Source organism: Micromonospora sp. CMU55-4 (assembly GCF_011602315.1).
In the GTDB taxonomy this organism is placed as follows: domain Bacteria; phylum Actinomycetota; class Actinomycetes; order Mycobacteriales; family Micromonosporaceae; genus Micromonospora; species Micromonospora chalcea.
This window is the reverse complement of sequence record NZ_JAAOLH010000037.1, coordinates 1-5173: the sequence shown is the minus strand read 5'-3', so window position 1 is coordinate 5173 and position 5173 is coordinate 1. Positions and strand designations below refer to the sequence as shown.

At 74.0% G+C, this 5173-nt stretch carries 1 protein-coding gene; it reads right to left on the bottom strand.

Annotation, left to right across the window (positions count from 1 at the left end):
- Nucleotides 1–5173 (bottom strand): type I polyketide synthase (locus tag HA073_RS30115; RefSeq protein WP_166457856.1); only part of this gene is annotated, 5173 nt, incomplete at both ends.

The window sequence follows — 5173 nt, the reverse complement described above, 5'->3', positions numbered from 1 at the left end:
CGAACCACTGCGTCCAGGTCACCGGCATCCCGTGCACGTGCAGTTCGGCCAGGGCGTGCAGCAACGCCTGCGCCTCCGAACGGTCACGGCGCTGCACAGCCACCGCCAGCACACCGTCGTCGTCGGGCAGCACGTCGGCGGTCATCGCGGTCAGCACGCTCTGCGGCCCGACCTCCAGGAACGTGTCCACACCGGCAGCCCGCAGAGCGGCGATCCCATCGGCGAACCGCACCGCCTCGCGCACATGCCGCACCCAATACTCCGGCGTGCAGATCTCGCCTGCGTCGGCCAGGGCACCCGTCACGTTCGACACGACCGGCAGCAGCGGCGTGGCAAACGTGAGGCCGTGCAGGACCGCGCGGAACTCGGCCAGCATCGGCTCCATCAGCGGACTGTGGAACGCATGGCTCACCGTCAGCCGGCGAGTGCGCACGCCCCGGTCGCGCCAGTGCCGCTCCACCTCGTCGAGGGCCTCGACGCCACCGGACACCACCACTGCGGTGGGTCCGTTGACCGCAGCGACGCCCACCCGGTCGGCGAGCCCGGCGATCGACTCGACCACCGCAGCCTCGTCGGCGGCCACGGCCAGCATGCCGCCGCCCGTGGGCAGCGCCTGCATCAACCGACCCCGCGCGGCGACGAGCTGACACGCGTCGGCCAGGGACAACACGCCCGCGACATGCGCCGCGGTCACCTCGCCGATCGAGTGACCGGCCAGCATGTCCGGCACGATCCCGAACGACTCCACCAGGCGGAACAGCGCCACCTCGACCGCGAACAACCCGGCCTGCGTGAACACCGTCTGGTCCAGCAACTCCGCCTCGGCGGACCCCGGCGACGCGAACAGCACCTCCCGCAACGGACGCGGCAGCAACGGATCGAGCTGCGCACACACCTCGTCCAACGCGGTCGCGAACACGGGGAACAGAGCGGACAGCTCCCGGCCCATCCCCGCACGCTGCGCGCCTTGGCCGGAGAAGAGCAGCGCGAGCTGGCCGCGTACGGCGGTGGAGCCGGTCACGACGGTCCCGGAGGGCTCGCCCGCGTCGAGGGCCCGAAGCGCGGTGAGCAGGTCGTTGCCGTCGGCCACCACGGCGACGGCGCGCTGTTCCAGCGCGGGTCGGGTGGTGACGGAGGACCAGGCCACGTCCAGCGGACGCGGGGCCTCGTCGGCGGCGAGCCAGCGCGCCCACCGGCCCGCTTGGCCGGCCAGGGCCGCGTCGGAGCGCGCGGAGAGCAGCACCGGTACGACCGGCGGCACGTCGCGGGCGACGACCTCGCCCTCGATCGTCTCGGCGGGCGGCTGCTCGATGATCACATGCGCGTTCGTGCCGGAGATCCCGAACGACGACACCGCCGCCCGACGCGGCCGGTCCACCCGCGGCCACGGGGTGGGCTCGGTCGCGAGGGCCACCGCCCCGGCCGTCCAGTCGATGTGTGGGGACGGCTCATCCACGTGCAGGGTCGGCGGGACGACGCCGTGGCGCATCGCCATGACCATCTTGATCACACCGGCGACACCGGCGGCGGCCTGCGTGTGCCCGATGTTCGACTTGACCGAGCCGAGCCACAACGGCTCCCGCCCCTGCCGGTCCTGCCCGTACGTGGCCAGGACGGCCTGCGCCTCGATCGGGTCACCCAGCGTCGTACCCGTACCGTGCGCCTCCACGGCGTCCACGTCGGCCGCAGTGAGCCGCGCGTTCGCCAACGCCTGCCGGATCACCCGCTGCTGCGACGGACCGTTCGGCGCGGTCAGCCCGTTCGACGCACCGTCCTGGTTCACGGCCGTGCCCCGCACCACGGCGTAGATCTTCCGGCCCTCGCGCTGGGCGTCGGAGAGCCGCTGCACCAGCAGCACGCCGACGCCCTCGGACCAGCCGGTGCCGTCGGCGGACGCCGCGAACGACTTGCAGCGGCCGTCGGCCGACAGGCCGCGCTGCCGGGAGAACTCGATGAACGTGCCCGGCGTCGCCATCACCGTCACACCACCGGCCAACGCCAGATCGCACTCGCCGGAACGCAGCGCCTGCGCGGCGAGGTGCAGCGCCACCAGCGACGACGAGCACGCCGTGTCCACGGTGACAGCCGGCCCCTCCAACCCGAAGGTGTAGGCGACCCGACCGGACAGCACGCTGCCGGACGTGCCGGTCCCGACGTAGCCCTCCACCTCGGTCGGCAGGTCCATGAGCCGGGAGGCGTAGTCGTGGTACATGACACCGGCGAACACACCCGTCCGGCTGCCCCGCAACCGCTGCGGGTCCAGCCCCGCCGACTCGAACGACTCCCACGACGCCTCCAGCAGCAACCGCTGCTGCGGATCCATCGCGAGCGCCTCACGCGGCGAAATACCGAAGAAACCGGGGTCGAACTCTGCCGCGCCGTACAGGAAACCACCACGCCGCGTATACGACGTACCGCTACGCCCCGGATCCGGGTCGAAGAGCGACTCCAGATCCCAACCGCGATCCGCCGGGAACTCCCCGATCCCCTCACCGCCGCCGGCCAGCAACTCCCACAGTTCGTCGGGGGATTCCACCCCGCCCGGGTAACGGCAGGCCATGCCCACGATCGCGATCGGCTCGTCGGCGCCGACGACCGTGCCGGCGACCTGTGCGCTGGCCGACGCGCTGACGCCGGCCAACTCCGACCACAGGTGCTCGGCGAGCACGGCCGGGGTCGGATAGTCGAACACCAGCGTCGAGGCCAGCCGCAGCCCCGTGGCCGCGTTCAACCGGTTACGCAGGTCCACCGCCGTCAGCGAGTCGAAGCCCAGCTCCCGGAACGCCCGGTCCGCCGGCACCGACTCCGCACCACCGTGCCCCAGCACCTGCGCGACCAGACCCCGTACCAGCACGTCGACCTGGGCGCGGCCCTCGTCCTCGGTGAGCCCGGCGAGCCGGTCGGCCCAGCCGCCACCGCCCTGCCCCGCCTGGCGGCGGGTGCCGGTCACGCCGATCAGGGTGCGCAGCACGGCCGGCACGGGGCCGCCGGAGGTCGCCGCCCGCAGCGCGGGCACGTCGATCACGGCCGGTACGAGGGCCGGACGGTCGGCACGCAGGGCGGCGTCGAAGAGTTCCAGCCCGGTCTCGGCGCTCATCGGCGTCAGACCCGCCCGCGCGGACCGCGCCCGGTCCGCCTCGTCGATCGAGGCGGCCATGCCTGCCGTGTCCCACATCCCCCACGCCAGGCTGACCGCCGGCAACCCGAGCTGCCGCCGGTGGACCGCAAGCCCGTCGAGGAAGGCGTTGCCCGCCGCGTACGCCGACTGACCGGGCGAGCCGAGCACACCCGCCACCGACGAGAACACCACGAACAGATCCAGATCCAGACCCGCCGTCGCCTCGTGCAGGAACCAACCCGCCGACACCTTCGGCGCCAACACCCCGGCCAGCCGCGCCGCCGTCAGCCCCTCCAGGACACCGTCGTCCAGGACGCCGGCGGTGTGCACGACACCCGCCAGCCGACCCTCGGCGGTGACCTCGGCAACCAAAGCGCCGACCTGGTCCCGGTCGGTCACGTCACAGGCGGCGATCCGCACGGACGCGCCCAGCGCGGACAGCCGATCCGACAACTCACCCGCACCGGCGGCCTCCGGACCGCTCCGCGACACGAGCACCAGCGACCGCACGCCGTGCACCGACACCAGGTGCTCCGCGACCAGCGCACCGAGCGCACCCGTACCGCCGGTCACCAGCACCGCGCCGTCACCCAGGCTGGGCGTCTGCGCGGCCGTGACGCCGGCCCGGACCAGGCGCGGCGAGTACACCGCGCCCTCGCGGACGGCGAGCTGGCCGCCGGTCGTGGCCGGTTCCCGCAGGACGCCGTCCAGCAGGGCAACCAGCGCGGCGTCCAGGTCGCCGTCGACGTCCGCGAGGACCATGCGGCCCGGGTGCTCCGACTGCGCCGAACGCAGTAGACCCCACACCGCAGCGCTCGCCAGGTCGGTCACCCGGTCGCCGTCGCCGATCGACACCGCACCCCGGGTCACGACCACGAGCCGCGAGTCCGCCAGGGCGTCCGCCGCGAGCCAGGACTGCACCGTCGCCAGCACGTCCGAGGTCACTGCCCGGACCGACTCCGGCGTCGCCGCGCCGGGCGCGGGGAACACCGGCAGCAGCAGCGTCCGGGGGACGGGCTCCTCCCCCGTGACCGTCGCCACGTCGGCGTACGTGGGCATTCCTACCGGTGCCGGCAGCTCCAGGCCGCCGGTCACCAGCGCCCATCCGGAAAGCTCCCCGGCGGGTGCGGTCTGCACGGCCGGCCACCGCAGCTCGAACAGCGACCGCGAGGCCACGCCCGGCGCGGCCGCGCCGGTCAGCTCTCGCAGGACGAGGGAGTCCATCGACACGACCGGCGCGCCCACCTCGTCGTACGCGGCCAGCCGCAGCCCGGAGCCGTCGCGGGTCAGGCGCACCCGCAGCGTCCCCGCGCCTGCGGCGTGGACCTGCACGCCCTCGAAGGCGAACGGCACCCGTGGTCCGCTCGATTCCTCGCCACCGAGCAGCAGCCCGATCGGGTGCAGGGCGGCGTCCAGCAGCGCCGGGTGCACGCCGAATCCGGCGCTCTCCGTGGCGGCGGCCTCCGGCAGGGTCACCTCGGCGAACAGTTCGTCGCGGCCGACCCAGGCGCGCTGGAGTCCCTGGAAGACCGGCCCGTACGCCAGGCCGTGCTCCGCCAGCGTCGCGTACCACCCCGCGAGGTCCACCTCCGACGTCGGGGCGGGGGGCCAGGTGATCGTGTCGGGCTCGTCGGCGGTGGACGCCTCCAGCACACCCTCCGCGTGCCGGGTCCAGCCCGCCTCGGGATCGTCGTCGGGGCGGGAGTAGACGGCGACGGGACGTTGCGGCGACTCCGACGTGGACACCCGCACCTGAATGCGTACGCCGCCGGATTCGGGGAGCACCAGCGGGGCGGCCATGGTCAGCTCACGCAGCCGGGAGAGGCCCACCTCGTCGCCGGCCCGTACGGCCAGCTCGACCAGGGCCGTACCGGGTACGAGCGTCAGCCCGGAGACCGTGTGGTCGGCCAGCCACGGGTGCGTGGTCAGGGAGAGCCGGCCGGTCAGCACCATCTCGTCGTCGCCGGCCAGGTCCACCGTCGCGCCGAGCAGCGGGTGCCCGGTGCGGCCGAGTCCGGCCCCGGACACGTCGCCCGTACGCGCCCGGCCGGCGGT